Source organism: Pseudomonas quebecensis (assembly GCF_026410085.1).
Lineage (GTDB): Bacteria > Pseudomonadota > Gammaproteobacteria > Pseudomonadales > Pseudomonadaceae > Aquipseudomonas > Aquipseudomonas quebecensis.
In genome coordinates, this window is the sequence record NZ_CP112866.1 from 2,392,921 (window position 1) to 2,415,824 (window position 22,904).

Genomic DNA, 22,904 nt, shown 5'->3' on the forward strand with positions numbered 1-22,904 from the left:
TAGTCAGCTCACACTTGCGAGGTCGAGCGACCAGGTTTCAGTCAAGACATTAGCAGCGGAAGGTTTGACACCTGACAGTTTCAGTCGGGCATAAACCCGACCTACTATCGGGCGGCGAGCGCCAGTCAGAACAAACTCCCAGTGGTTATCGGTCAACCATTGGATTTGCTTGGACGGGATCTGATAGCCGGTGATGCTTGCCAGTTCTTCGTCGGCCAGGGTTTCGCTTTGGAATTCCATCATGCGGCTCTCCCGATTAAGTCTGCCTGCCCATCATGTCGACCTGTTTTCCCCTCCAGGGGCAATTCGATAGTGTCAGAAGTCTGCGTGTACCCCACATAAGGCTGCGCGCGCGCGCGTTCTTGAGCGTTTAGCGTTGCAGCAGCGAGGGCTGCCCCGCGCAGCTTTTCGTGGGGTATAAGTGCTTCGGCGGTGGTATTGGGAGGAGCAATAATGCCTGCTGCTACGCAGCAGAAGCTGTTTGTTTCTAGCGTGTCGACGCTACCTGCAGTGCGAAGCAAAGCGGGCAGGGCACTGGCGTTGTCCTGGCGGTTCTTCATGCCGCTTTCCTCCGGTGTTCGATAGCGAGTTGGTCCATCAGCCGCTGGTGGTAGGTGAGTCGGGCTTCTGCGGCGGGCCATGGGCGGATGATTTCAACCATGGGTTCTATGCCGATCAAGCAATCCCAGATAGCCGGATCGCTCGGCATCAGGTCGCGTCGTTCGGTTGCCAGTGCAATCAGGTCGGCATGATGCACGCTGGCAGGGAGATCAAGGGCCAGGTCGAAGCGCTCACACACACGCATCCAGATCACGTCCTCGAAGCCTCGGTAGTCGGGCATCCACTGCTTGAGTGGCCGGGTGATGTCGCCCAGGTACGCCTCGGCTGCGTCGTGAAGCAAGGCCGCGAGCTTGTGTTCTTCCGGCACCAGCTCGGCGACGATGCAGCTGTGTTGGGCCACGCTGTAGAACTCGCGGGTGTGGCCGTTGAAGCGGCATAGGTGTGCGAGCGAGTGCGAGATGTCCCGTGGGTCGATCATGCCTGCGTCAGGCTCGTACAGGTCAAAGCGCTTGCCGGTATGGGTGAGGATGCAGTTCATGCGGCCTCCTTCACGAGATCGGCCAGCAGCAGGGTGTTTTCGGTTGCCTTGTGCAATTGGCGCAGAGCTTCGTAGCCGATCAGTGCTTTCAACTGGCGGTCGAACTCTTTGCTGTAGCGGGTCAGGGCGCGAAGATCCTTGGTGGCCTTTGCATGTTGCTGTTGCAGTGTGCCGGCGGCCTGGGGCGTTAGGCGCAGCATCGGAATGGCGCGGCTCATACGTCACCGCCGACTGCTTTTTGGTTTCGGGTATGAAGTTCCGCTTCGGTTCGAAAAAATAGCAGTGCTTTGCGGGCTTCTTCAGGGCACATTGCTTCGGTTGGCCCTCGCTCTATAACCCATCGGCCTTGGGGCTCAGTGATTGAGCTATTTGCTGGGGTCGGTTCCAGCTTTGGTGCTGCTGGATCTAGTAACGCCGCCATGGCGAGTGCTTGGTCGCGCAGAGCTAGCGAGTCACGTTCGAGCTTCTTGCCGGTGCGGAACGCGCTGAATGTCTCGGCTGCGATACGCAGCTTTTCGGCGATATCCAATAGAGTTTTGCGAGTTGGCTCCCCCAACTTCGATGCATCCAATGCCCGCGTGTAGTGGGCAAATAGTTGCTTGTGGTGAGTCTGGGCTTGCTCAAGCGATAACTCCAAGTCCCGGATGGCGCCCGAGCTATCTGATTGCTGAATAGCCTTGCCTTCATCGATGCCTTCGATGCGACCATCAATCAAGCCCCCTCGATAGCCGACCCAATAAAGGATCGCGGCTGCGAAAATGATGCTGATCAATGCGCAGATTTGAATTGCAGTCATGTGGTGTGCTCCTGGTGGTGTTTTGGCTGGTGGTGGCAGCCGATTGATTGGGTTATTCGTCGTCTGGATCTGGTGGATCTGCCAGGCCACACATCAGTTTGGCCTGATAGGGCATGTAACCCTCCTCTCGGAGGGCGTCGTAGCGCTGATAGTCGGCGGCAAAGTAGCTGCACTCATCACACAGTCGGCTGGCCTGTTCTTCGGCAGACAACGGTGTATCGCAGTGTCGGCATTGATCTAGCAGTGACATGTCACGCCTCGTCTTCGACGGCTTCTGGTCGCGGCATATCTTCATCCGCCTTGTAGGCGCGAATGTCGATTAGCGAGGCCACATGCTTGATATGAGCGTACTTCGGCGCCTTGCGGCTGTTGACCAGCGTTGTCACGGGCAGTTGAATTCGGCCTGTGGTAATTGCGTCGGCAAAAGATCCTTCGTTGAGGTTCCGGAAGTACCGTTCGCGCAACTTTTCCACCGGGATCAGAACGTCACCAAAGGTCCGGTACAGCAGTTCGACTGTCACCGGATCGGGTGCGGGCAGCAGTCTTAGTGGCTGTTGGTCAGCGTGTGCAGTCATTGGGTTTCTTCCGTTGAGGATGATTCCAGGCATTCAGGCAATGGCGTTTAGTCAGCTCCCGCAGATGCTCCGGCACTTCGAGGAGCGCGGCGTTGCGCTCAGCGCGTGTGCGCATGGCGACGATCTGGCGGGCGTACTCCCTAGGCCACGTCACGGTTGTCTGCCGGGATGGCTGGCAGTTCGAGCCCTAGTTGCTCGGCCAGCCAGGGAATGCCGGCTTGCCTGACCTTGGTCGACTGGCTGTATTGCATGCCTGCGGTCTCGTGGTACCAGTTGCCGTTCTTGATCCGCAGGTATTCCCGGTCACGTACAGGGAACGCCGGTAGGTTGCGGTCAGTGAGCAAGCCCTTGTCACGCATCAGCGAGATCAGTTTGGGGCGGGTGAGGCCGAAGTACTTGGCGGCTTTATCCAGGCTACGTTCCATCTCTGCCTCCTAGGCTGCATGCGCGGCGGGAGTCGCCACGGCTGCCAGGTGAGTTATGGATTCGGCCACCATGGAATAGATCTCCACGTCACTGCCGTACACCGTGAAGCACTTGGTGCGTGGCTTCCTGACGCCGATGCTCATGATGGTGGTGATACCTGCGCGGGTTTTGTTGCGGTGGATTGCCAGGTTGATCGGTTGCTCAAAGCCCATATCGAGGCTGATGGCTCCACCGGTTTGCACCAGGTCGAACACCCGCTGCTTGTGTTCAATCTCAAACACACCGTAGCGGCGGTTTGCGTGCGGCAGAGACGATGGGTCGGCAGAGGTGGCTGGCCCGTTGACGATCTCTTCAATGAAGTCCGCAAGCTTGAGGTGCATCTTCTTGCTGTTGGTCAGGGTCAGCGTGTGGCGTTCGCTGTCCAGCTCAACAGTGAAGTGCGTGTCGACTTTGCGGCGTTCGACTTTCAGGCGGAAGGCCAGGGCTTCACGCTGGGTCTCGGCGCGTAGGAGGTGGTTGAAGGTTTCGGTCAAGTTGACCTGGGCCTTAAGCAGGGTCAGGGTGCGGTTGTCGAGTTTGTACTTGCTCATGCCGCTTGCCCTCCGCCGTTTGGGTCGAAGGGGGCGGGTGCGGTGCGCTGTTTCAGCTTGGGTCTGGAAGCGATGAAGGCGCAGCCGCTGTCTTGCGCCAGGCGGCGGATTTCGAAGATGCGGGAGGGGTTAGCAGCGGCCGGGTGGACGTGCAATGTGGCTGTGGTGTGCATGGTGTTGCCTCGCTCTGTGGTGGAAGAGTTAGGCGAATATCACATATTGTTTTTCTTGGATCAACACGAATTGTTATTTTTGTTTGGGTTTTTGGAGGTTCCGTTTTGAGTTGCGCAAAAAGATACTAGCTGTATCTTTTGTTTCTACTTGAATTCGTTGAGTTTTTTAGGAGGGAAAATGTTTGAGCTTGACCCGGACGAAGCAATTGCCGAGCGATATTTCAGATTCGCGAATGATGTGCCTGGACTGTTCGCGGTAGGGCTTTCCGCAACCTCGCTCCAATTTTCGCACCCACAGCCGTTTGCGTGGTTTTTTCTATTTGTAGTGGTGTTGTGTGTGTTCGGAGGAGGTAAGCAATACCGAAATATTGCTGCCAAATACCTTAAGCGCTATCCCGGAGTGATCGGAGGGATGGTCCTGGTGTGGAGAGCCAAGATTTGCATCATTGGCATGTTGCTGCTTGCAGCAATAGCTCTGGGAGATCTCACTGAGGCAGGGATTTATGCGTTCTTCAATCTCAACTCGGTAGCACCTAGCTGAGGGCTTGGGTCAAAGTGCCCCGCCGTGCCATACGATGCGACCGACGATTTTCAGATGGCCGATTTCATTATCGCTAGCAGCTTCATCTGGGTACTGACGCTTGTCTTCGTTATCGCTACGTATGATCCAGCCGCCAGTCATGCTCTGCGCTAGGCGCTTGATGATCAGCTCTCCATCAGGTTTGAGCATGGCGTAAATGCGTCGGTCTCTCGGCTCTTTTTGTGCTTCATCCAGCAGGACAACATCGCCGTCACAGATGGTGGGTTCCATGCTCTGGCCTTTAGCGTAAATCACATGCAGGCTTCTTTCCCTCAAGGCCATACGGGCGAGCCAGTCTCGCCTGAAAACCAGCCCGCCTTTGATTTCTACGTGGTCGTTGAGATGCCCGTTGCCGGCTGAGCCGTGCGCTGTATATTGCGGAATCAGAGCGTAGTCATCAATTTTTGGCGCTGTGCTTCTCGTTTGATCGTCGTCGCCTTCGACAAGGTCCATCAGAGGTTTTTTCAAGGCAAGCGAAAGCATGCGCAGATCCGCAAGGCTTGGTTCGCGCTTATCTTTTTCATAGTTTGCGATACGCCCTTGGCCGTTTTGCCAATTACAGGCTGCGGCCAAGCCTTTCTGCGTGAGATTCGCTTCGTTTCTATAGCGCGCCAGGCGCTGACCTAAAGTTTCCATATGTGGAAAATATCACGATTTGTGTAAGTGATTTACGACTTAACGTGTTGTAAAAATAACAAACCGTTGTTAGTCTCCGTTCGGAATCACGAAGAGAACCTTCTAATGAATAGGATATCTGCCCTCAGAAACCGTAGTGGAATCAAGCAGACGGCACTTGCTGGGGCTCTGGGTTGGTCTCAGAGCCGGCTGAGTAATTACGAGTCGGGTACCCGAATTCCTGGCTTGTACGAGTGCCGTGCCATTACGGTAGCGCTCAATAAATTGGGGACTACATGCACTCTTGATGATGTTTTTCCTCCTGAGCATGATGTTCCAGAAGCTGCATAGAAAAAAGGCGACCCAAGGGCCGCCCAGTTCCTCCCGGCACACACCACCACAGTGCTGTCGGGTCGCGATGAAGGTAGGAGGGCACACCACATGCAAACCACCTCCCTTTATCGCGCTGCCAAGACACGGATGTCTTGGGTTGCTGCCTTTTCCACCACAGATTAGGCAGCTGGTGCGCCAGAGGTGAGCAACGGATTGTTCGCCTCAGCACGGTGCCGGTTTCGATCCCTAGATCTAGCCGGCGTTTGGGCCCTTTCAAGCCACGCGGCAAATGTAACACCACTGCATGTCGCGGGGCACTGGCAACTTAGTAGGATTAATGCCATGAGCCGAGTAGCTTTAAGCTGTGTTGATCGAGCGCAAAGGGAAGTCCTGACGCTCGAATTAGCCCTGTACCACGCCGCACGGGACTATCCCGGCGGTGCCGCTGCAATCGCCGCCACCACCGGCCGCAATGCCACCACGTTGCAGCACAAGTTGTCTCCTACCCATCCCTCTCACACCGTCAATATCCAGGAGTTCGGCGAAATCCTCGAGCTGACCAAGGACCGTCGCATTCTCGATGCTGTGCACGGTCTTGTCGGTGACACGATCTGGCAGGAGCTGGCCGAGGCGTATACCAACGACATGCCTGAAACCCTCACCACGGGGATCGCGCAGTTCTTCCGGCAGGTTGCGGATTTGTCCGAAACCTGGGCCAAGCACATTGGCGACGGCAAGGTCGATGACGGCGAGCTGGCCGAAATTCGCCAGTTGGTATTTCGAGGTATCCAAGGGTTGTTGGGCATGTACAACCGCGCCCGTTACGTCAACCAGACGACTCGCGGGGTGGAACGTGGCTGATATCGCTGACTTTGCAAATGACCTGGTGCAGGAACGGATCGATCAAGCTGTGGCTGCACGCCTGGCGCTGATGTCCAGCACGGCACTGCACTCTCTGATGTTCTGTGATGAGTGCGACGAACCTATTCCTGAGGCGCGCCGTTTGGCACAGCCCGGTTGCACCCTCTGCATTGGGTGTAAAACCTCTGATGATCTGAGGGCTTCCCGTTATGCTCGATGACGTGCTCAATCAGTTCGCAGACTACGGTCTCGAACCCGCTCAACCCCTCGTATTCGGAAAGCTCACCCGCTGCAAAACCACCCAGGATAAGGGCAAGGAAAAGAACGGCTGGTACGTCATCCACGAACACCGCACCGAAAAGAACGAGACGCTGATCTTCGGCAGCTTCGGTGACTGGCGCTCCGGCGAAACCCAGAAGATCAAGGTCAAGGCCGGTCGTATGAGCCCTGAAGAGCGCGAAGTCATGCGCGCTCGACAGGAGGATGCCAAGCGCAAGGCTGCCGAGATCGCTGCCAACGCGTCACGTCGAGCGGCCAACCGTGCTGCCGGACTGTTCAAGCGCATGCCGGAAAAGGGTAAGAGCGCCTACCTGGATCGAAAGCAGATCGTAGGCTTTAAGGTTCGCTATGCGCCACGTACAGGCGCATTTTTAGTGCCCATGTGCAACGTGCGCGACCAGATCGTCGGCCTGCAGGTGATCTTCCCCGCGAAGCAAGAGCACACCGGGCGCGACAAAGCGTATTGGCCCTACGGTATGTCGAAGGAAGGCGCTTTCCACTTGATCGGCCCGCACCCTGAGCCCGGCGAACCGGTGCTGGTGTGTGAGGGCTACGCCACGGGCGCCAGCCTGCACATGGCGACGTCGCTTACTGTTGCCATCGCTTTCGACGCGGGCAACCTGCTGTCGGTCTCCAAGGCCATGCGCGAACGTTTCCCCGGTTGCCCGTTGATCATCTGCCGCGACGATGACTGGAAAACCAAGCGCCCAAACGGTGATCCATGGAACCCAGGTGAGGAGAAGGCCGCCAACGCCGCGCTGATCGTCGGTGGTCAGGTAGTCGCCCCTGTGTTCTCCGTCGAGCGCGAGATCAAGTGGACGGACTTCAACGACCTGCATGTTGCCGAGGGATTGGAGGCAGTCCGCCGCCAGGTGTTGGCGGTGGTCAAGCCTCCTGCCGCTGGTGGTTGGAAAGACCAATTGGCCCGAACTGAAAACGGCTCCCTGATAGCGCACATGCAGAACGTCGAATTAATCCTCGGCAACGATGAGCGCTGGGCCGGCGTGATCGGCTTCAGTGCTTTCAGCTCCAAAATCGTCAAGTTACGGGCGGCGCCATACGGAGGCGGTGTCGGGGACTGGGCAGATATCGACGACATGCTTGTAATGAAGTGGCTCGCACAACAGTACAACCTTCGGGTCAAGGCCAGCAGCGTGATCGAAGCGGTTAGTGTGGTTGCCCATGATCATGCCTTCCATCCTGTACGCAATTACCTCCATGGTCTGGAATGGGACCGTGTTCCACGGTTGGCTACATGGTTGACTGACATCATGGGCGTTGAAGCAACTGACTACAGTTCGAAGGTTGGTAAGCGCTGGATGGTGTCAGCGGTCGGGCGCGTGATGCAGCCCGGTTGTAAGGCTGATTCGGTGATGATCCTCGAAGGGGCACAGGGCGCCGGTAAATCAACAGCAATGTCTGTGCTTGGCGGTGCCTGGTTTATGGATACACCTTTCGCTCTGGGTGATAAGGATGGCTTCCAGGCGATCCGGGGTAAGTGGATCATTGAGCTGGGAGAGCTGGACAGTTTCAACAAAGCTGAGTCGACCAAGGCGAAGCAGTTCTTCTCTGCGTCGACTGACACCTATCGCGAGAGCTATGGCCGAAGAACGATGGACGTGCCACGCCAGTGTGTTTTTGTGGGTACGACGAACCAAGACGAATATCTCAAAGACGCCACGGGTAACCGGCGTTACTGGCCTGTCGCGTGTACCAAAGTCGATTTGGAACAGTTGCGCGAAGTCCGCGACCAGCTCTGGGCCGAAGCGATGTTCTGTTATCAGTCCGGTGACATTTGGTGGGTCAACCGTGATGAGGCTCCACTATTCGCCGAGGCGCAGGAGTCGCGCTTTGTCGTGGATGAGTGGGAAGGTCCGGTCGTCAAGTGGTTGGAAGAATCTCAGATCGGCGCAACAGCAAGCGGCGAGGATATTTTGGCTGGTGCGTTGAAGCTCGATTATGGCCACTGGGGCAAGCCTGAGCAGATGCGTGTCGGGGCGATCATGCATCGACTCGGATGGCGAAAGGTGCGACTGCCGCCGTTGCCCAAAAGTGGTATTCGGCCATATGCCTACAAGAAGCCAGATCATTGGGGCAATACATCAGCGCTGCAGGTTGATAGCGCACGGGATGAGGAGCCTTGCTTTGATTAAACGAATCGATGAAATGCTCAAGCTCTGGGCGCAGGATCTGCATTCGCCAGTGCCCGAAGGCTCTAGTGGGCCAAGTGGCGGCAACATGATTGCCATGCTGATGGAGTGCAAAGGGGAGTTGATACGCGGCACGCGTGGCAGTCGGGTACTGTTAGATGAATCGGCCGACATCGAGCTCATCGTCAACAAGCACTTGCCGCCGCAGCTGTCGGTCGTCGTGCGTGAACACTACTGCAACCACGAAAGCTTCCTGTCGCAGAAGTACACCCACTGTGGGTGTAGTCGCGATACCTACTATCAGCGCCTGCATGAAGCGCACCTGCACATTGCCGGCATGCTGATGGGGAAGGCTGCGTGACCTTTCGCACACTTGCGCCTACAACTGTCCTACTGTCCGGCCTTGCCCTACCTCAAGTTTGCAAGGTAGGACTGCTGGAGGCCGCGCATTCCGTGGCCTGTCCTACCTCCCTACCTAATATCGCACGACGCACACATGAGCGTAGCGCGTCGCATCACGCGCCGCTGGCGCGCATGCGTTTTTTTAGTTTTCTCTCTTTACACGAGAAAAAGTTAAAAGAGGTAGGGCAGTAGGGCAAGGCCCCGAATTCAGCGGGCTCCAGCTGTCCTACCTCCCTTCTGAATAGTGGGGCAGGTAGGACAGCGCCGGAGGCGCTGGAAGCCGAAATAAAGATATTCACCGACATTGCCTAGGCGTAGACCAGACATTCACCGGGTGGCATTAAAACAGGGTTGCTGCCACCGGAATCCACCTGTAAAAAGTAGTCATCTTCGATAGGTGCGACCGCAAGCAGCGGGACACACCACCACACTGAACCCGGCCATTGCGCCGGGTTTTTGCGTTTATGGGGTAGGGCGATGACGAACGAGCAGCAAGCGCTTATTGAGATGCCGGTCTGGATGGTGATCCTACTGTCCCTGGTCGGCGGGATTTCCGGCGAGGCATGGCGGGCCGATAAGGCGGGGGTAAGCGGCTGGTCCCTGGTCCGCCGCTTGCTGCTTCGGTCCGGGGCCTGCGTGGTCTGCGGGCTTTCCACCATGATGTTGCTGCACGCGTCAGGCATGTCGGTCCTGGCAGCGGGAAGTATCGGATGCCTCACCGCGATGGCCGGCGCCGATGTCGCCATCGGCCTGTACGAACGCTGGGCCGCCAAGCGTTTGGGCGTGTGCGATGTGCCGCCCTCGGACGGTGGTCAGGCGTGATGCGCTGGAGGCCACGTAATACGTGGCTTGTAGCGATATGCACCAAGATGAAGCGCCGAAAAGCCGCCGGGGACCCTGGGGGCATCCGAGGGACACGGGGCATGAAACCCGCGGGAAAGCGTTAGCGGCAAGGCTGCCAGCTTACTGAAATTCAATCCATTGAAATTGAAAGGTTTCCATTGAAAAGCCGTTGAAAAGGAGGGCTTATGACGGATTCACTGTTCCTGTCTAAAAGCGCTTTCGCGGTTCGCATCGGCAGGACGCCGAGCTACATCACCTGGCTGAAAGACAACAACCGCCTGGTGCTGTCGCCGGATGGCAAGAAGGTCGACGTGCTGGCAACAGAAGCGCTGATCCTCGAAACCGCCGACCCCAGCAAGGCCGCTGTCGCAGCTCGACACCAACAAGACCGGCTCCAGCGTGACGTTTACAGCCAACTGTCCCCCATGGTCGAGCCGACTAACACGGCTGCGCCGCCGCAGCCTGCTGGCGCGAAGAGCGGGCAACCCGACTTCCAGAAGGCGCGCGCACACCGCGAATACTACCTGGCCCAGCTGGCCGAAGCCGAGTTTCACAAGGTGCAGGGCTCGCTGGTGGAGATGAAAGCGGTCACCACCGGGGCTTACAACGCCGGACGCATGCTGCGCGATCAGTTGCTCAGCATGCCCCCGCAACTGGCCCCTGAACTGGCGGCGATGTCCGACCCTTGGGAAATTGAGCAGCACCTGACCAAGGCGCTGCGGCTGTCCCTCGAAGAGGCCGAGCGCATGTCTTCGGCTGACCTTGAACGCGATCTAATCACTACGAGTTAACCCATGCAGACGGAAAAACCTGACGGCGCTGAGGTGTACCGTGAGGCGTATTTCCGTGGGCTGCGTCCAGACCCCAGCCTCTGGGTGGACGAGTGGGCCGACGAGTACATGCGCATCCCGCGTGATACAGGCGCCGCCGAGCCAGGGAAATATCGCACCGTGCGAACGCCCTACGCACGCGAGCCAATGCGTTGCCTGTCACCGGCTCACCCGTGCAAGCGTGTGGTCACCATGGTTGCCTCGCAGCTGATGAAAACCCAGATCGCCTTGAACTGGATCGGCGCGTTGATCCACATGGTGCCGTCGAACATCCTCACGCTGCTGCCAAGCCTGGGTCTGGCAAAGCGCGTGTCGTCGCGGATCGGCAAGACTATCAAGGCCACCCCGGTGCTGCGCGAACGTGTGGCGGCGAGCCGTTCGCGGGACTCGCGCAACACCATGGACACCAAGGAGTTCGAAGGCGGCTCGCTGTACGTCACCACCGCCGGCTCTGCGGCCAACTTGGCCGAGCTGTCGGCGCGCTATGTGTACGGCGATGAGATCGACCGCTGGGAAGTCGACGTAGGCGAAGAGGGCGACCCCATCGAGCTGGCAGAAACGCGGGGCAGTACCTTTGGCCGTAATGCCAAGTTCTACTTCTCCAGTTCGCCGACCATCAAGGGCGCCTCGCGCATAGACGATCTGTTCGAGGGCAGCGACCAGCGTTACTACTACGTGCCGTGTCCGACCTGCGGGCACATGCAAACCCTGGAGTGGGAGCGGCTGCATTACTCCCAGGACTTCAGCGTTGTGCATTACGAGTGCGCCGGGCCTGAGTGCGACGTGCTGATCGAAGAGCACCACAAGGGCGACATGCTTGCCCGTGGTGAGTGGCGCGCCCATGCCAAGGGCGATGGCGAGACGGTCGGCTTCCACCTCAACGCGCTGTACTCACCGTTGGGTTGGACGGGCTGGAAGTCGTTGGCGAAGCAATTCGAGAAGGCGAAAAAGGCCCAGGCCAAAGGCGACCTTGAACCCATGCAGGTGTTCTACAACACCCGTCTGGCTAAGGTGTGGGACAGCGCGCAAGAGCAGACCAAGGCATCGGTACTGATCGAGCGGGCGCGCCGGGAAGGGTTCTCCCTCGGTGCGATGCCCGCCGCCGTGATGATGATCACGGGCGCTGTCGACGTGCAGGCTGATCGCTTGGAGTTCATGGCGATGGGCTGGGGCGTCGGCATGGAGCGCTGGGTCATCGACCACCGTGTGATCGCGGGTGACCCTTCGGACGAACGCACTTGGGCGGTGTTGGATGAACTGCTGAAAGAGCGCTACCGGCATCCGTGCGGTGTCGGCCTGGGCATTCTTGCGGTTGCCGTCGACTCGGGTGGTCACCACACCGACGAGGTTTACCAGTTCTGCCGCGTGCGGCGCTGGCGCAACATCTTCGCCATCAAGGGCGCGAGCAAGCCCGGTAAGCCGGTGATCGCTCAGCGGCCGTCCATGGTGGATGTGACCTGGAAGGGCCAGACCGAACGCGGCGGTGCCGAGCTGTGGTTTGTCGGTACCGACACCGCAAAGGACTGGATCTACAACCGCTACCCGTTCGAGTCCGGCCCAGGTGCGCTGCACTTTGCCAACGACCTGCCGGACGAGTTCTTCGCCCAGTGCGTGGCCGAGCGCAAGGTCGCCAAGTACGTGCGGGGTCACAAGCGCATCGAGTGGATCAAGGGCAAGGCCGAGCGCAACGAAGCCCTCGACCTGATGGTGTATTGCCTGGCGATGGCGCATTACCTCGGCATCAACCGGTATCAGGAACACGACTGGGACCGGGTACGGAACTCGCTGGCCCAGGCCGGTTTGTTTGATGAAAAGGTGGTCGCCGCCGAACGTATCACGGTCGCCGAGCAGGCTCCCGCGACACCGCAAGTGGCGCCGCAACCGGTTGCCCCGGTCGCCCAACCGCGACCCGCTGCACCCCCACAACGCCGCAGCTCCACCAGCGGTTACCTGAAGAGACGCTGATATGTCGTTTACCCCGAAGCACCTCGAAGCCATCGAGCGCGCCATTGCACGCGGTGAAAAGACCGTGCGCTACAGCGACCGCACGGTGGAATACCGTTCCATCGACGAACTGCTCAAGGCCCGCGACGAGATCCGCACGTCGTTGACCAACGCCGCCGGGCCCCGCTCACGCGTGGTTCGGCTCATGCATGGAGGCAAGGGACTCTAATGGCACGACACTATCCGACGCTGACCCGTAATGGATTCTTGCTGCCGTCGAACATCAAGGCCAGTTACGAAGGCGCGGGTGAGGGTCGGCGCTCGGCCAGTTGGGAAGCCACCGACAACGGCATCAACAGCATCAACACCCCGGCTCTGCGTAACCTGCGGGCGCGTTCACGGGCGGCGGTTCGCAATGACCCGTACGCCTTCAATGTCATCGACAAGCGCGTCAGCAACCTTATCGGCACCGGCATCACGCCCAGGCCGACCACGGATGATGCGGAACTGCGCAAACTCCAGCAGCAGTTGTGGGAGGACTGGGTTGACGAAGCGGACGCTGATGAGCTGACCGACTTCTACGGCATGCAGGCCCTGGTGGCGCGCACGGTTGAAACGGCCGGCGAATGCTTTGTGCGGTTGCGGCCGCACAGCCTGAGTGAGGGGTTAGCGGTGCCGCTACAACTGCAGGCGCTGGCACCCGAGTTTGTCCCCCATGACAAGTTCGAGACGACCAAAAACGGCAACGTTATCCGCGCCGGGATCGAGTTCAATCCGGCCGGAAAGCGTGTGGCGTACTGGATGTACTTGTCGCACCCGCGTGATTCATCGTCGCTTAACGTCGGTTACAACCAGCTGGTGCGCGTGCCGGCGACGCAGGTGCTGCATATCTTCGAACCGATGGAGCCAGGGCAACTGCGCGGTGTACCACGCTTGGCCCCGGTGTTGAAACGCTTGCGAAGTCTCGATAACTACGACGACGCGGTGCTGTTTCGCCAGGAGGTAGCGAACCTGTTTGCCGGCTTCATCAAGCGTCCTGCACCTGAGGCCGGGCCGCAAGCGCGGAACCCGATGACCGGGGAGCTGCTGGTCACCGACCGCGACGGGTTCACGCCAATGGTCGCCCTGGAACCCGGCACCATGCAGGAGCTGGGGCCAGGTGAAGAGGTGGAGTTCTCCAAACCACCGGACGCCGGCAACAACTACCCGGACTTCATGCGGCAGCAGCTGATGGCTGCGGCGGCGGGCTCGGGCACGCCTTACGAGATCCTCACCGGCGACATGCGCGAGGTCAACGACCGGGCGCTGCGGGTGGTGCTCAACGAGTTTCGGCGGCGCCTGGAGCAACTGCAATTCGGCGTTTATGTGCATCAGCTGTGTCGTCCGGTGCGCGCTGCCTGGATGGACATGGCGGTGCTATCCGGTGCCCTGGTGCTGGAGGACTACGCCCAACGTCGGCGCGAATACCTGCGCACACGCTGGGTGCCACAAGGCTGGGCCTACATTCAGCCGGTGCAGGACGTCCAGGCGCGGCGGATGGAAGTGCAGGCGGGCTTTGCCTCGCGTAGCGAGATGGTGCTGCGTACGGGCTACGACGCGGAAACGGTCGACACGGAAAACGCCGCTGACCTCGCCAGGGCCACGGACCTCGGACTCAACTACTCGACTCTTGAAGCCATCGAGGTGATCGATGACAAGGAACAACCATGAGCAAAAAAACGAAACCTCGCGTTTATGACAAGGCCGGCAAGCAGGTCAAGGTCGCCGATAAGAGTTGGTACACCTTCCAGGCCAGCGGAGAAGCTGAACAACGCAACATCGAGATCTTCGTATACGGCGAGATCGGCGCCTGGGGCGTTACCGCTAATCAGTTCGTGCAGGATCTGCGCGCCATTGATGACGGCGTATCGCCCGTGACCGTTGCGTTCAACAGCATCGGTGGCGACTTGTTCGACGGCCTGGCGATTCACAACGCGCTGTCGCGCTTGGGCGAGCGCTGCACCGGACGCGTTGATGCACTGGCGGCCAGCGCGGCTAGTGTTGCCGTGTGTGGCGCTCACCGGGTGGTAATCGCGGCCAACGCCATGCTGATGATCCACAACCCCTACACCTTTACCGGCGGTGATGCCGAGGACTTCCGGCGTGTTGCTGATGTATTGGATCAGACCCTGGAAGCGATCATTGCGGCCTACAAGTCCAAAGCGCCGGACATTGATGAGGTCGAGCTGCGGCGCATGGTGAACGCCGAGACCTGGCTGACCGCCAATGAGGCGGTGGCGCTGGGCCTTGCGGATGAAGTGGGCGACGGCCTCAAGGTTAAAGCCTGTCTCGGCCAGGGCAGTGTGTTGCAGCGCTTCCAGCATGCCCCGGCTGAATTGCTCGCTCAGCTTGACGATGAACCGGATGTCGAGCCGACAGAGCCGAATATTCCGTCGGGTCCAGCTCCTGTGTTGGACGCCGCCGGACTGGCGCTGATGGTCACCAAGGGTTGTGCAGCGGCAGGCATCAGCAATTTGGTAGAGCCGTTGCTTGCCACCACCAAACTGGAAAGCGAAGCGGTAGTCACAGCGGCGCTGACCAGGGCAAAAGCGCTGCACGGTCTCTGTGTTGCGGCACGATTGCCAGAACTGACTGGCGAGTTCATCACTGCCGGCCTAGATGAGAGCGCTGTCAGGGCGCGCCTGTTCGACAAGCTGGTGAGCAGCGGCGGTGGCTTTGAAATCAACAACAGTCTGCCTCTGGACGACGACCCTGAACTCAAGGTCAAGGCAAAGCAGGTTGACACCCATGCAATCTGGTCCAGCCGTCAGGCGGTTCAGAACGGAACGAAAGGAGTAAGAGCATGAAAATTGAATCGATGCACGCGGGCGAGTTCCTGCTGTCCGAAGGCGCCGGAAACATTTCCCGCGAAGCGATCAACGTAGCGGCCGGCCCAGCTCTGGAACCGGGCCAGATCCTCGGCCTGGTCACTGCCACCGGTGAGTTCGCGCCGTATCACGCGACGGCCGAGGACGGCACCGAAAACGCCGTGGCGATCCTCTACGGGCCGCTGAGTGAGTCCGACGTGGTGCGGCGCGGCCGCGCCATCGTGCGGCTGGCTGAGGTCAGCGAAGCGCATTTGACCGGCCTTGACCCTGCCGCCGAAAAAGCCCTGAACATCCAGCACGTGATCGTGCGCTAAGACGCTTATCCCATTTATCCATCCCGCCGAGTGCGGGATTTTTCGTTTCTGGAGAGTACCCATGGCTGATATCGCCATTTTTGAAGACGATGCGTTCAGTGTTTCCTCGTTGACTGCCGCTATCAATGAACAACAATACCTGCCAGGCCGCATCAGCAGCCTTGGCCTGTTCCGGGAAGAGGGCATCAGCACGCTGACCGTACAGATCGAGAAAGACGGCGACACCCTGGCCCTGGTGCCATCGGGTGAGCGCGGTACCTCGGGCCTGGTGGTTGGCGCGACCAAGCGTATGTTGATTCCGTTCAACACCGTGCACCTGCCGGAACGCTTCACGATCAAGGCAGACGAGATCCAGGGTATCCGCGCCTTCGGCTCTCTGACTGAGTTGCAGGCCGTGCAGGACGTAGTCAACAAGCGTCTGGGTAAGGCACGCCGCCAGTTGGATGCCACCCACGAATTTCAACGCATGGGTGCATTGAACGGGACGGTGCTGGACGCGGACGGCAAGACGGTACTGTTGGATATCTATGACCGTTTCGGTGTCGAGCGACAGAAGCTTCCCATGGAACTGGGTAACCCTGCTACTGAGGTCCGTGTGAAGTGTGGCGAAGCCTTGGATATGCAGGAGGAAGCACTGGGCAGCGTCACTACTACTGGCTCTCGCGCCTTCTGCGGCAAAAACTTCTGGAACAAGCTGCTTGTCCACAAGTCGGTCAAAGAAACCTACCTCAACACCATGCAGGCGGCTGCTCTGCGCGGTGATGCCCGCGAGAGCTTCGAGTTCGGCGGGATCGTCTGGGAGCGCTATCGCGGCAAGGTTGCCGGTGTTTCGTTCGTCCACGACGACAAGGCGCTGCTGGTTCCTGAGGGCGTCCCCGATCTTTACATCTCGTCTTTCGCACCGGCCGACTACATGGAAACGGTCAACACCCAGGGCATCCCGTACTACAGCAAGATCGAGCCGCTGCCTTTCAACAAGGGTGTCGCCGGGGAAGCCCAGTCCAACCCGCTGCACCTGTGCACGCGGCCTCGCGCGCAGATCCTGCTGGAGATGTGATCGTGGCCTTTCGCGATCTGATCGACGACATCGACGAAGTGGTCTTCGAAACACTGGGCGATAGTGCACGGATCGAGGGCCGCGAAGAGCCGGTGCTTGGTATGTTTGCCGCGCCCTGGTTGCAGCCGAAGCTCGGCAAGCTCAATACCGGCTTGCGTGAGCCTCGGTTTGAGATCCGCGTCAGTGATTCGGAAGGCTTGAAACGCGGGCTTTTGGTCAGCATCGACTTACCCGCCCTGGACGGCGGCGGCGATTACGACTTGCTGCAGCTGGAGCCGAGCGGCGACGGTCTGGTCGCCTTGATCCTGAGGTTGCGCCCATGAGCATCGGTAGCTACGTCAAACCCTCGGCCGGCGGCGGGATGATCTCTATCCAATCGTCAGCCGCGGATCTGCAGGCGTTTCAGGACTTTGCCAAGTTGGTGCCCAAGGCAGCTGCTACGGCGCACCGACGCGCGATCAACAAGACGTTGGGCTGGTTGCGTACGCACATTGCCCGTGCCGTCAGCAGACAGGAGCGCATCGCTGTCGCGGCGGTGCGTCAACGGTTGCGCAGCTACCCGGTGTCCGGCGGGGCATCGAGCGGCAAGCTGTGGTTTGGTTTGAATGCCATCGAGTCCAGCCGGATCGGCCGGGCGAGGCAAACCGGCAGCGGTGTGTCGGTTGCGGGAAGGCGTTACCAAGGCGCATTTCTCAAGAAGGTCTACGGCAACAAACCAGACATTTGGATTCGCACTGCGAGCAAGCACTTCAATGCTGATGATTATCCAGACAGCACGGTGTCACCTGGTCGCGGTGCAAGTTCTGGATGGGTCGCGGAGCATGGCAATCGTTTCCCGTTAGCCAAGGCCAAAGTGTCTCTGGAGCAGGCCCGTCCGCAGTTTGAGACCTGGGTGCAAAAGGCGGATGAACGCTTGCTGGAGATCCTGAAGCAAGAACTCAACTTCGAACTACAGAAATACTTGAAGAGGATCGGGTAATGGCTGACGAACCTTTTAGCCTGGACCAGCTTTACCGGGCGGTCGAGCAACACCTGGTGAGCCATCTGCCAGGGGTTCAGACGGTAAGTGCCTGGCCGGACATTCAGGATCGCATCGCTTTACCGGCGGTATTTCTGGAGCTGGCCGAGATCGAGCCCGGTACCGATATCGGCACGGGTGAAACCACATTGGTGTGTAAGTTCGAGGCACGTATCGTCGTTGACCCGATCTATCCTCTGCATCAGCAACAAGCGGTGCAGCTGGCTACCCAACTTGCGGTCCTACTCCGAGCTCAGACCTGGGGGCTGGAAGTCGAGCCGGCTGAGTTCGTTCAGGCACTACAGGACTGGACCCAGCCAGTGTTGGATGGTTACACCGTTTGGCTGGTGGAATGGACGCAGCAGGTGTATCTCGGCCCTGAAGAGTGGCCTTGGCCCGATCAACCGCCCGGCATGCTGTTGTTTGGCTTTAACAACGACGTCAAAGAGGACTTTGTTCCAGCGGAGGACTTGTGACCGGCTATGTTGCTGCCCAGCACGACCGCATGCTTGCGGGGGTGGTCAAGGATTGCTTTGTGGTGGCGGTCGATCTGGCTGCCTCCCCGCCGATGTGTCGGGTTTCGGACGGCGAATGGACTAGCGCCTGGGTGCGTTGGCACAGCATCGCCGCCGGCAAGGCCAGGCATTGGAGGGCTCCGTCTCTGGGCGAGCAGGGGACATTGGTCAGTGCCAGCGGTGACGTGTCACAGGGTACGTTCATTCCGGGATTGTATGGCAACGCGGGTCCGCCACCGGATAACCGGGATCATGTGGAAGTGTGGCGGTTTGATGATGGAGGCTCGCTGATTTACGACTGGCAGGCCAAGAGCTACAGCATCACCCTGCCGAGCGGTACGGTGACCATCAAAGTCGCCAGTACAGAGGTGGTCGTGACGGACAGCGCCGTGAACGTGACCACCGGCAACATCAATCTGAAAGCGGCGGTGATGATCGACGGGGCGTTACACGTCACGAAAGGCATTACCAGTGCAGGTGCGATCATCGACGCCGGTGGCAACAGCAATCACCACACGCATTAATTTCAACCCACAAACAGCCCGCCCAGCGCGGGCTTTTTCATATCTGGAGTTTGCCTTATGAGTAAGTCTAGAACTGATGGCGATTCTGCCGAGGCCATTGTGGTTCCGGGGTTGAAGCCGGCACCGCTGGGTTTTCCCGTTGCTGCTGACGCGGTTGAGTCCATCGGAGCAGCGCGTGTTTTTCGCGACAAGGTTTTCACCTCGCGGACATTGATCCTACCCGGTGGTGGGACGCTTCCTGTTGTTGCTGGTCGAGTAACCGCATGTGGTGATGATCAATTTGCGTTCTTGAAAGCGCATCCAGATCTGGAGCAATTGAAGGAGTAATCACAATGATCGGAATGGATCGCCACACCGGCCAACCCATTTCCGGCATCGCACACTTGCGGCAATCGGTTCCAGACATATTGGGCACGCCGTTGGGCAGCCGGCGGCATCGGATGGATTACGGTAGCAAGCTCCGGCGATTTGTTGATTTGCCCGTCACCGATGGCTGGAAAAGCGCTGTGCAGGCGGAAGTCGCCCGCGCACTGGGTCGCTGGGAGCCGCGTTTGAAGCTGGATCAAGTGCGCGTCATTTCCGTTATCGGCGGGCAAATTAATCTGAAGATCGTCGGGCAGTACCTGGGCGACAGCGTCACGCTGGAGGTGGTCGTATGAGTATCGTGGACCTGTCGTCTTTGCCGGCGCCGACCGTGTTGGAGCCGCTAGACTTCGAAGAGGTTTTTCAGGAGGGACTTGGGGTCTTTCGCGGATACATGGGCGGCAACTGGACTGCTGCGCTGGAGAGCGATCCGGTGCTTAAGGTGCTGGAGGTCGGCGCTTACATTAAGGTCGGCAACCGCGCCCGAGTCAATGACGCCGGCAAAGCGGTATTGCTGGCGCACGCCATACGCGGTGACCTCGATCACCTGGGGGCCAACGTCAACCTCAAACGTCTGGTCATTCAAGCAGAGGATCTGCTGGCCTTTCCGCCGGTTCCTGAAGTCAAAGAAGACGACGATGCGTTCCGGGAGCGCATCCAGTTGGCCTATGAGGGACCGACCACGGCCGGCCCGCGTAACAGCTACATCCTGCATGCGCGTAACGCCTCGGGGCTGGTGGCGGATGCCACGGCCGAAAGCCCGGCGCCTTGTTACGTGACGGTAACGGTGCTGGGATTGGACGGGGAGGGGGAGGCTTCACCGGAGCTGCTCGCCACGGTGGCAACCGCGCTGAATGACGACGATGTGCGGCCGGTGGGGGACAGGGTGACGGTTCAGAGCGCCCAGGTGATCCGCTACCAAATCAAGGCGATCCTGCACATGACCAGCGCGGGCCCAGAAGCTGATGCCAGTTTAGCCGAGGCGAAAAATCGATTGGCGGCTTGGATCAATCCGCGCAAACGGCTCGGCGTTGAGGTGGCACGTTCCGGCGTGGACGCTCAGTTACACGTTGCCGGCGTATCTAGGGTTGAGCTGGTCGGCTGGCAGGACTTGGCCCCGACCAAAGCTCAGGCGGCGTACTGTACGGGCTACACCGTGACGCTGGCGGCTTGACATGAAAAGCCTATTGCCGATCAACAGTACGCAGCTTGAACGGGCCATGGAGGCTACGTTTTTCGAGAAAACGATTGTCCCGCTTCGCGACCTCTACAACGCTGATACCTGCCCGGTGCATTTGCTGCCGCATCTGGCATGGGCATGGTCGGTGGATCGCTGGGATTACCGATGGACCGAGGCGACCAAACGCGCCGCCATCAAGGCTTCTTATTACATACATGCCCACAAGGGCACCATCGGCGCGTTACGCCGTGTGGTAGAGCCTCTGGGCTACCTGATCGAGATTATCGAGTGGTTCAACATGAGGCCCGAAGGGACCCCAGGCACCTTTGCGTTAAAGGTCGGGGTGTTGGACACCGGTATCACTGAGGAAATGTATCAGGAGCTGGAGCGGCTGATTGATGACGCCAAACCCGTCAGCCGTCACCTGACTGGTCTTGCGATTAGCCTGGAATCCACCGGTGTTATAAACATTTTCGCAGGCATATCTGACGGAGAAGTAATTGATGTTTATCCGCCGGTACTTAGTGATATCGAGGTGACAGGTTTTATCGGAGCCGGGATTCGAGAGTGTTCCGTAGATGAAATAGAGGTTTATCCTCCTGCGCCTGAACCTATCTCGGTTGACTGCAATGTCGGGGTGCCTGGTCGCGAACATTCCATAGACCATTTGGACGTATACACATGATTGATGCTAATTCGAAGTTTTTCGCATTACTGACGGCGGTTGGCGAGGCAAAGCAAGTTAAGTCAGATGCAGGGCTGCTAACTTGGAAGCTGACCCATATGGCTGTAGGGGACGCAAACGGTACTGACCCTATCCCTGATCGCTCACAGAAAACACTGATTAATGAGCGCCGCCGGGCTCCATTGAATAGCCTGGAGCCTCATCCGACTAACCCTGGGATCCTAGTAGCCGAGCAGATTATTCCGGCGGATGAAGGTGGGTTCTGGATTCGCGAATTGGGGCTTTTCGATTCTGACGGAGATTTGGTTGCCGTAGCTAATTGCGCGCCAAGTTACAAGTCGCTGCTAGCCCAAGGGTCTGGTAAAACACAAGTTATACGGATGAACTTTGTTGTTTCAAGTTCTACTAACGTTGTGTTGTTGATAGACCCGGCCGTTGTAAACGCCACTCGAAAGTATGTTGACGACTCGGTAGCGAATGCAGTCAACCGGCTTGATTTTAAAAATTCGGCATTAGTCGCAACCACGGGCCCTGTGGTCCTGGCGGGCGTTCAAGCTATCGACGGATTCGCGGTGCCAGCGGGTTCGCGGGTGCTGGTTAAAGATCAAGTTCAGGCGAAAGACAACGGGCTGTACCTGGTCAGCGCTGATTCGTGGGTGCGCACGGTTGATGCCGATACCAGCGATAAAGTAACGCCTGGTTTGCTTGTCACGGTCGAGCGGGGTACAGCCAACGCTGACACTGTCTGGCAACTGATCACCGATGGTCCGATAGTTCTTGGGACTACACCTCTGGCCTTTCAATGGTCTGCGGGGCAAAACGTCCCAACGCCGCCCGTTGATGACAGGTCTAAACGTAGCGCCAATACCGAGTCGGTACGAGCTCAGATCGAAAGCCCCAAGCAGGCATTTCCTGTGCACGTCTTCCGCAAGAACCGGCTGATCAATGGCGCGTTCCAGATTTGGCAGCGAGGCAAGTCAGGCGTCGTCGGAAAAGCCAACGGTGACCCCGAAAGCACGTTCGGCCCGGACCGCTGGATGATTTACAGCCCAAAGAACGCCACCTGCAATTGGAGCCAGCTGCCGCTCGAGCAGGACGCCAATATCAACGAAGCAAAGTTTGCCCTGAGACTCTCGCGGCAAGGTGAAGGCAATGGCTGGAATCTCAGTCAGCGCATCGAGAACGTCGAAACACTGGCCGGCGGGAAGGTCACCGTCTCGTTTTATATGAAAACCAGCGTTCCACATACGTGTGCGGTGATTCTTCGCCAGAACTTCGGGGTAAACTCAACCGAGCCTAACGTCGATGTCGGCACATCGGTGGAGTTGACGACGGTATACAAAAAATACGTCGTTACCCTCGACCTTGGGGGCGTTGTGAACAAGAACAGGGGCGTCGCGAACGACTTCCTGGAAGTTATCTTGGCCAGCGGGGGAGCCGGTGCCTACTACACGGACGTTACCAACGTCCAGATCGAGTCCGGCAGCGTGGCGACGCCATACGATTACAGGACGCACCAGGAGGAATACCGTGCATGCTTGCGCTACTTCGAAAAGTCTTTCCTCCAGGATCACCCGTTGAAATCCAACAACGGTCCGGGGACCTGTATTGCCACCTTCACGCAATCCGCAGCAGCACAGGCCTCGCAGTCAGCCCTGCGTATGGACTTCCGGGAAGTAAAGCGCGTTGTTCCTACGCTGAAGCTGTTTTCACCTGGTGAAAGCTCGTCGGAGATCTGGGCACAGTCGGCCGTAAAACCCTGCACTCTGACGAATATCCAAAGCTTGTGGTCGACAGGCTTTTCGCTTTCATGCCTTCCGCCGGTTGGATCAATTCCTGGCTACACCCTGCAAATTGAGTGGACCGCCGAAGCGGAACTTTGAGG

32 protein-coding genes and 1 pseudogene are annotated in these 22,904 nt (G+C 58.6%); 23 read left to right on the forward strand and 10 right to left on the reverse strand.

The features are described 5' to 3' along the window. Positions 1-3: 3 nt before the first annotated feature. The 9 genes and pseudogenes from OSC50_RS11080 to OSC50_RS11120 form a co-directional block, all read right to left on the reverse strand. On the reverse strand, positions 4-240 hold the full coding sequence (locus OSC50_RS11080) for a DUF4224 domain-containing protein (protein WP_259285185.1): 237 nt from the start codon (positions 238-240) through the stop codon (positions 4-6). After that, the gene (locus OSC50_RS11085; protein WP_259284330.1) at positions 240-560 is read right to left on the reverse strand and encodes a hypothetical protein; all 321 of its coding nucleotides are present in this window, start codon (positions 558-560) and stop codon (positions 240-242) included. Before OSC50_RS11085 ends, OSC50_RS11080 begins: the two co-directional genes overlap by 1 nt. After that, the gene (locus OSC50_RS11090) at positions 557-1,099 is read right to left on the reverse strand and encodes a phosphohydrolase (protein ID WP_266249572.1); all 543 of its coding nucleotides are present in this window, start codon (positions 1,097-1,099) and stop codon (positions 557-559) included. Before OSC50_RS11090 ends, OSC50_RS11085 begins: the two co-directional genes overlap by 4 nt. After that, the gene (locus OSC50_RS11095) at positions 1,096-1,317 is read right to left on the reverse strand and encodes a hypothetical protein (protein WP_259284328.1); all 222 of its coding nucleotides are present in this window, start codon (positions 1,315-1,317) and stop codon (positions 1,096-1,098) included. Before OSC50_RS11095 ends, OSC50_RS11090 begins: the two co-directional genes overlap by 4 nt. Before the next feature lie 179 nt (positions 1,318-1,496). Beyond that, positions 1,497-1,895, reverse strand: a pseudogene (locus tag OSC50_RS11100) (hypothetical protein); the annotation flags it as partial. Between the two features lie 52 nt (positions 1,896-1,947). Continuing rightward, on the reverse strand, positions 1,948-2,145 hold the full coding sequence (locus tag OSC50_RS11105; RefSeq protein WP_157943510.1) for a hypothetical protein: 198 nt from the start codon (positions 2,143-2,145) through the stop codon (positions 1,948-1,950). 1 nt (position 2,146) lies between these two features. Further along, complete coding sequence (locus tag OSC50_RS11110; RefSeq protein WP_200657561.1) at positions 2,147-2,470, reverse strand: pyocin activator PrtN family protein; 324 nt, start codon at positions 2,468-2,470, stop codon at positions 2,147-2,149. Positions 2,471-2,610: 140 nt separating this feature from the next. After that, on the reverse strand, positions 2,611-2,895 hold the full coding sequence (locus OSC50_RS11115) for a phage antirepressor KilAC domain-containing protein (RefSeq protein ID WP_259284327.1): 285 nt from the start codon (positions 2,893-2,895) through the stop codon (positions 2,611-2,613). A 9-nt stretch (positions 2,896-2,904) separates the two neighbouring features. Continuing rightward, positions 2,905-3,486, reverse strand: coding sequence for a hypothetical protein (locus OSC50_RS11120; protein ID WP_266249566.1), 582 nt, complete (start codon positions 3,484-3,486; stop codon positions 2,905-2,907). 351 nt (positions 3,487-3,837) lie between these two features. On the opposite strand from OSC50_RS11120, the gene OSC50_RS11125 reads away from it, so the two are divergent. Continuing rightward, positions 3,838-4,200 carry a hypothetical protein gene (locus OSC50_RS11125; RefSeq protein WP_259284324.1) on the forward strand — a complete coding sequence of 121 codons (363 nt, stop codon included), beginning with the start codon at positions 3,838-3,840 and terminating at the stop codon, positions 4,198-4,200. 9 nt (positions 4,201-4,209) lie between these two features. Here the strand turns inward: OSC50_RS11125 and OSC50_RS11130 are convergent, their stop codons facing one another. After that, positions 4,210-4,875 carry an XRE family transcriptional regulator gene (locus tag OSC50_RS11130; protein ID WP_266249564.1) on the reverse strand — a complete coding sequence of 222 codons (666 nt, stop codon included), beginning with the start codon at positions 4,873-4,875 and terminating at the stop codon, positions 4,210-4,212. 105 nt (positions 4,876-4,980) lie between these two features. Between OSC50_RS11130 and OSC50_RS11135 the strand changes: the two genes are divergently transcribed. The 22 genes from OSC50_RS11135 (at position 4,981) to OSC50_RS11240 (ending at position 22,902) form a co-directional block, all read left to right on the forward strand. Then, positions 4,981-5,205: a helix-turn-helix transcriptional regulator gene (locus OSC50_RS11135; protein WP_259285184.1), complete on the forward strand. Its 225-nt coding sequence runs from the start codon at positions 4,981-4,983 to the stop codon at positions 5,203-5,205. A 324-nt stretch (positions 5,206-5,529) separates the two neighbouring features. Further along, entirely contained in the window at positions 5,530-6,048 is a 519-nt protein-coding gene (locus tag OSC50_RS11140) for a phage regulatory CII family protein (RefSeq protein ID WP_032889628.1), read from the forward strand. After that, a complete protein-coding gene (locus tag OSC50_RS11145; protein WP_259284321.1) occupies positions 6,041-6,268 on the forward strand; it encodes a TraR/DksA C4-type zinc finger protein in 228 nt (75 codons plus the stop codon). The genes OSC50_RS11140 and OSC50_RS11145 overlap by 8 nt, the downstream gene beginning before the upstream one ends. After that, positions 6,258-8,480 carry a VapE domain-containing protein gene (locus OSC50_RS11150; protein ID WP_259284320.1) on the forward strand — a complete coding sequence of 741 codons (2,223 nt, stop codon included), beginning with the start codon at positions 6,258-6,260 and terminating at the stop codon, positions 8,478-8,480. The genes OSC50_RS11145 and OSC50_RS11150 overlap by 11 nt, the downstream gene beginning before the upstream one ends. Then, complete coding sequence (locus OSC50_RS11155) at positions 8,473-8,838, forward strand: PA0613 family protein (protein WP_200623388.1); 366 nt, start codon at positions 8,473-8,475, stop codon at positions 8,836-8,838. Before OSC50_RS11150 ends, OSC50_RS11155 begins: the two co-directional genes overlap by 8 nt. Before the next feature lie 518 nt (positions 8,839-9,356). Beyond that, a complete protein-coding gene (locus tag OSC50_RS11160) occupies positions 9,357-9,701 on the forward strand; it encodes a phage holin family protein (RefSeq protein ID WP_259284319.1) in 345 nt (114 codons plus the stop codon). A gap of 206 nt (positions 9,702-9,907) precedes the next feature. After that, the gene (locus tag OSC50_RS11165) at positions 9,908-10,513 is read left to right on the forward strand and encodes a terminase small subunit (protein ID WP_266249553.1); all 606 of its coding nucleotides are present in this window, start codon (positions 9,908-9,910) and stop codon (positions 10,511-10,513) included. A gap of 3 nt (positions 10,514-10,516) precedes the next feature. Continuing rightward, positions 10,517-12,517, forward strand: a complete 2,001-nt coding sequence (locus tag OSC50_RS11170) for a phage terminase large subunit family protein (protein ID WP_266249551.1) — start codon at positions 10,517-10,519, stop codon at positions 12,515-12,517. 1 nt (position 12,518) lies between these two features. Then, on the forward strand, positions 12,519-12,725 hold the full coding sequence (locus tag OSC50_RS11175) for a phage head-tail joining protein (RefSeq protein ID WP_056783432.1): 207 nt from the start codon (positions 12,519-12,521) through the stop codon (positions 12,723-12,725). Next, a complete protein-coding gene (locus OSC50_RS11180; RefSeq protein ID WP_266249545.1) occupies positions 12,725-14,206 on the forward strand; it encodes a phage portal protein in 1,482 nt (493 codons plus the stop codon). Before OSC50_RS11175 ends, OSC50_RS11180 begins: the two co-directional genes overlap by 1 nt. Beyond that, positions 14,203-15,342: a head maturation protease, ClpP-related gene (locus OSC50_RS11185; RefSeq protein ID WP_266249543.1), complete on the forward strand. Its 1,140-nt coding sequence runs from the start codon at positions 14,203-14,205 to the stop codon at positions 15,340-15,342. The genes OSC50_RS11180 and OSC50_RS11185 overlap by 4 nt, the downstream gene beginning before the upstream one ends. After that, positions 15,339-15,677 (forward strand): head decoration protein, encoded by a 339-nt coding sequence (locus tag OSC50_RS11190; protein ID WP_181078129.1) that lies wholly within the window; start codon positions 15,339-15,341, stop codon positions 15,675-15,677. The genes OSC50_RS11185 and OSC50_RS11190 overlap by 4 nt, the downstream gene beginning before the upstream one ends. Before the next feature lie 61 nt (positions 15,678-15,738). Then, the gene (locus tag OSC50_RS11195) at positions 15,739-16,734 is read left to right on the forward strand and encodes a major capsid protein (protein WP_266249540.1); all 996 of its coding nucleotides are present in this window, start codon (positions 15,739-15,741) and stop codon (positions 16,732-16,734) included. Between the two features lie 2 nt (positions 16,735-16,736). Beyond that, positions 16,737-17,057: a head-tail joining protein gene (locus OSC50_RS11200; protein ID WP_046071190.1), complete on the forward strand. Its 321-nt coding sequence runs from the start codon at positions 16,737-16,739 to the stop codon at positions 17,055-17,057. Continuing rightward, positions 17,054-17,713, forward strand: a complete 660-nt coding sequence (locus OSC50_RS11205) for a hypothetical protein (protein WP_266249537.1) — start codon at positions 17,054-17,056, stop codon at positions 17,711-17,713. The genes OSC50_RS11200 and OSC50_RS11205 overlap by 4 nt, the downstream gene beginning before the upstream one ends. Further along, on the forward strand, positions 17,713-18,228 hold the full coding sequence (locus OSC50_RS11210; protein WP_266249536.1) for a hypothetical protein: 516 nt from the start codon (positions 17,713-17,715) through the stop codon (positions 18,226-18,228). Before OSC50_RS11205 ends, OSC50_RS11210 begins: the two co-directional genes overlap by 1 nt. Before the next feature lie 29 nt (positions 18,229-18,257). Then, complete coding sequence (locus OSC50_RS11215) at positions 18,258-18,791, forward strand: phage baseplate assembly protein V (protein WP_056783628.1); 534 nt, start codon at positions 18,258-18,260, stop codon at positions 18,789-18,791. A 57-nt stretch (positions 18,792-18,848) separates the two neighbouring features. Then, complete coding sequence (locus OSC50_RS11220) at positions 18,849-19,118, forward strand: hypothetical protein (protein WP_266249534.1); 270 nt, start codon at positions 18,849-18,851, stop codon at positions 19,116-19,118. 5 nt (positions 19,119-19,123) lie between these two features. Next, positions 19,124-19,450 carry a GPW/gp25 family protein gene (locus OSC50_RS11225; protein ID WP_059397066.1) on the forward strand — a complete coding sequence of 109 codons (327 nt, stop codon included), beginning with the start codon at positions 19,124-19,126 and terminating at the stop codon, positions 19,448-19,450. After that, positions 19,447-20,328, forward strand: a complete 882-nt coding sequence (locus OSC50_RS11230; protein WP_266249531.1) for a baseplate assembly protein — start codon at positions 19,447-19,449, stop codon at positions 20,326-20,328. The genes OSC50_RS11225 and OSC50_RS11230 overlap by 4 nt, the downstream gene beginning before the upstream one ends. Position 20,329: 1 nt before the next feature. Beyond that, complete coding sequence (locus OSC50_RS11235; RefSeq protein WP_266249529.1) at positions 20,330-21,019, forward strand: phage tail protein I; 690 nt, start codon at positions 20,330-20,332, stop codon at positions 21,017-21,019. Then, positions 21,016-22,902, forward strand: coding sequence for a phage tail protein (locus OSC50_RS11240; protein ID WP_266249527.1), 1,887 nt, complete (start codon positions 21,016-21,018; stop codon positions 22,900-22,902). Before OSC50_RS11235 ends, OSC50_RS11240 begins: the two co-directional genes overlap by 4 nt. The last annotated feature ends 2 nt before the right edge of the window (positions 22,903-22,904 follow it).

Bases quoted from the DNA above. Each gene is read 5' to 3' on its own strand.
- OSC50_RS11080 (WP_259285185.1), bottom strand. From the start codon at position 240: ATGGAATTCCAAAGCGAAACCCTGGCCGACGAAGAACTGGCAAGCATC.
- OSC50_RS11085 (WP_259284330.1), bottom strand. From the start codon at position 560: ATGAAGAACCGCCAGGACAACGCCAGTGCCCTGCCCGCTTTGCTTCGC.
- OSC50_RS11090 (WP_266249572.1), bottom strand. From the start codon at position 1,099: ATGAACTGCATCCTCACCCATACCGGCAAGCGCTTTGACCTGTACGAG.
- OSC50_RS11095 (WP_259284328.1), bottom strand. From the start codon at position 1,317: ATGAGCCGCGCCATTCCGATGCTGCGCCTAACGCCCCAGGCCGCCGGC.
- OSC50_RS11105 (WP_157943510.1), bottom strand. From the start codon at position 2,145: ATGTCACTGCTAGATCAATGCCGACACTGCGATACACCGTTGTCTGCC.
- OSC50_RS11110 (WP_200657561.1), bottom strand. From the start codon at position 2,470: ATGACTGCACACGCTGACCAACAGCCACTAAGACTGCTGCCCGCACCC.
- OSC50_RS11115 (WP_259284327.1), bottom strand. From the start codon at position 2,895: ATGGAACGTAGCCTGGATAAAGCCGCCAAGTACTTCGGCCTCACCCGC.
- OSC50_RS11120 (WP_266249566.1), bottom strand. From the start codon at position 3,486: ATGAGCAAGTACAAACTCGACAACCGCACCCTGACCCTGCTTAAGGCC.
- OSC50_RS11125 (WP_259284324.1), top strand. From the start codon at position 3,838: ATGTTTGAGCTTGACCCGGACGAAGCAATTGCCGAGCGATATTTCAGA.
- OSC50_RS11130 (WP_266249564.1), bottom strand. From the start codon at position 4,875: ATGGAAACTTTAGGTCAGCGCCTGGCGCGCTATAGAAACGAAGCGAAT.
- OSC50_RS11135 (WP_259285184.1), top strand. From the start codon at position 4,981: ATGAATAGGATATCTGCCCTCAGAAACCGTAGTGGAATCAAGCAGACG.
- OSC50_RS11140 (WP_032889628.1), top strand. From the start codon at position 5,530: ATGAGCCGAGTAGCTTTAAGCTGTGTTGATCGAGCGCAAAGGGAAGTC.
- OSC50_RS11150 (WP_259284320.1), top strand. From the start codon at position 6,258: ATGCTCGATGACGTGCTCAATCAGTTCGCAGACTACGGTCTCGAACCC.
- OSC50_RS11160 (WP_259284319.1), top strand. From the start codon at position 9,357: ATGACGAACGAGCAGCAAGCGCTTATTGAGATGCCGGTCTGGATGGTG.
- OSC50_RS11165 (WP_266249553.1), top strand. From the start codon at position 9,908: ATGACGGATTCACTGTTCCTGTCTAAAAGCGCTTTCGCGGTTCGCATC.
- OSC50_RS11170 (WP_266249551.1), top strand. From the start codon at position 10,517: ATGCAGACGGAAAAACCTGACGGCGCTGAGGTGTACCGTGAGGCGTAT.
- OSC50_RS11175 (WP_056783432.1), top strand. From the start codon at position 12,519: ATGTCGTTTACCCCGAAGCACCTCGAAGCCATCGAGCGCGCCATTGCA.
- OSC50_RS11180 (WP_266249545.1), top strand. From the start codon at position 12,725: ATGGCACGACACTATCCGACGCTGACCCGTAATGGATTCTTGCTGCCG.
- OSC50_RS11185 (WP_266249543.1), top strand. From the start codon at position 14,203: ATGAGCAAAAAAACGAAACCTCGCGTTTATGACAAGGCCGGCAAGCAG.
- OSC50_RS11190 (WP_181078129.1), top strand. From the start codon at position 15,339: ATGAAAATTGAATCGATGCACGCGGGCGAGTTCCTGCTGTCCGAAGGC.
- OSC50_RS11195 (WP_266249540.1), top strand. From the start codon at position 15,739: ATGGCTGATATCGCCATTTTTGAAGACGATGCGTTCAGTGTTTCCTCG.
- OSC50_RS11205 (WP_266249537.1), top strand. From the start codon at position 17,054: ATGAGCATCGGTAGCTACGTCAAACCCTCGGCCGGCGGCGGGATGATC.
- OSC50_RS11210 (WP_266249536.1), top strand. From the start codon at position 17,713: ATGGCTGACGAACCTTTTAGCCTGGACCAGCTTTACCGGGCGGTCGAG.
- OSC50_RS11215 (WP_056783628.1), top strand. From the start codon at position 18,258: ATGCTTGCGGGGGTGGTCAAGGATTGCTTTGTGGTGGCGGTCGATCTG.
- OSC50_RS11220 (WP_266249534.1), top strand. From the start codon at position 18,849: ATGAGTAAGTCTAGAACTGATGGCGATTCTGCCGAGGCCATTGTGGTT.
- OSC50_RS11225 (WP_059397066.1), top strand. From the start codon at position 19,124: ATGATCGGAATGGATCGCCACACCGGCCAACCCATTTCCGGCATCGCA.
- OSC50_RS11230 (WP_266249531.1), top strand. From the start codon at position 19,447: ATGAGTATCGTGGACCTGTCGTCTTTGCCGGCGCCGACCGTGTTGGAG.
- OSC50_RS11235 (WP_266249529.1), top strand. From the start codon at position 20,330: ATGAAAAGCCTATTGCCGATCAACAGTACGCAGCTTGAACGGGCCATG.
- OSC50_RS11240 (WP_266249527.1), top strand. From the start codon at position 21,016: ATGATTGATGCTAATTCGAAGTTTTTCGCATTACTGACGGCGGTTGGC.